The following is a 1,174-nucleotide window of genomic DNA, read 5'->3' as shown; positions in this document are numbered from 1 at the left end:
ATATGCGCAAATCTTATTCCAGTGAATTCAAACTCAAGGCAGCCAGTATGGTGCTCGATGAGGAGCAGCCAGTTCCTGAAGTCTGTGCCAGCTTGGATATTGGTCCCACGGCCCTGCGCCGCTGGGTTGATCAGGTTCGTAACGAGCGTCAAGGCGCAACACCTGTAGGCGCCAAGGCAATTACCGCGGATCAACGAGAGATTCAGAAGCTCAAAGCGTTGCTCAGACAAAAAGACCTGGATATCGAAATCCTAAAAAAGGCCAGTGCTCTCCTACTGTTGGACGCCAAAGATCATTCGCGTTGATCTGTGAGCTGGGTGAGCAGTACGGCGTTAACAGTTGCTGTCGTGCGTTCGGAGTTAATCGCAGCAGCTTTTATGCTTGGCAGCAGCGCCAAGGCCGAATAAATCCTGAGCGAGAGCGGCTTAAGGCTGTGTTGGTTAAGCACCACCGGGCGTCGAGAGCATCTGCTGGGGCGCGTACTCTGGCCAATGAATTACGCGAAAAAGGGCATCGCATCGGGCGGTATATGGCCAGAAGTTTGATGCGTGAAGCCGGTATTGCGAGCCGCCAACGCAGGCGCCACAAGTACAAATCCACAGGAGTGGAGGCATTGGTGGCACCGCATATACTCAAACGCAAATTTGATGTTGAGGCGGTCAATCGAGTTTGGTGTGGGGATGTGACCTACATAAAAGTCGGAAAACGCTGGTTATATTTCGCCGCGGTTTTGGACCTATTCGCCCGCAGGGTTGTGGGGTGGTCGTTTTCGATGATTTCTGATGCCACGCTGACCTGTGAAGCGCTGCGTATGGCTATTGAGCTGCGGGGAAAGCCAAAGGATGTGATGTTTCACTCAGACCAAGGGTGCCAGTACACCAGCCATAAGTTCAGGAACGAACTACTTCAACACGGGTTTCGGCAAAGCATGAGTCGCAAAGGTGAATGCTGGGACAACGCTCCGATGGAGCGCTTTTTTGGGAGTTTGAAGTCGGAGTGGGTGCCTGAAACAGGCTATGCATCTGAGCATGAGGCTAGAGCGGACGTGCAGCGCTACTTATCGCGTTACAACACCGTTCGGCCGCATAGCTACAACGGCTACCGATCACCAGTCGCTCACGAGCGACTGGTGGGATAAACCGTAAATGGTGTCCAAGATTACTTGACCAGATCA

The 1,174-nt window shown here is 52.9% G+C and carries 2 protein-coding genes; both read left to right on the top strand.

The window, feature by feature from the left end; all coding sequences use genetic code 11:
* Positions 1-305, top strand: a 305-nt coding sequence (locus ICY20_RS28540) for a transposase (RefSeq protein ID WP_236043281.1), incomplete at its 5' end; no start/stop codon positions are given.
* Positions 302-1,138: an IS3 family transposase gene (locus ICY20_RS28105; protein WP_407692642.1), complete on the top strand. Its 837-nt coding sequence runs from the start codon at positions 302-304 to the stop codon at positions 1,136-1,138. The genes ICY20_RS28540 and ICY20_RS28105, both read left to right, overlap by 4 nt.
* Positions 1,139-1,174: the final 36 nt, after the last annotated feature.

This window comes from Pseudomonas pisciculturae, from assembly GCF_015461805.1.
Taxonomy (GTDB): Bacteria; Pseudomonadota; Gammaproteobacteria; order Pseudomonadales; family Pseudomonadaceae; genus Aquipseudomonas; species Aquipseudomonas pisciculturae.
The sequence above is the reverse complement of the archived record's forward strand: the minus strand, read 5'-3'. Positions and strand labels throughout refer to the sequence as shown.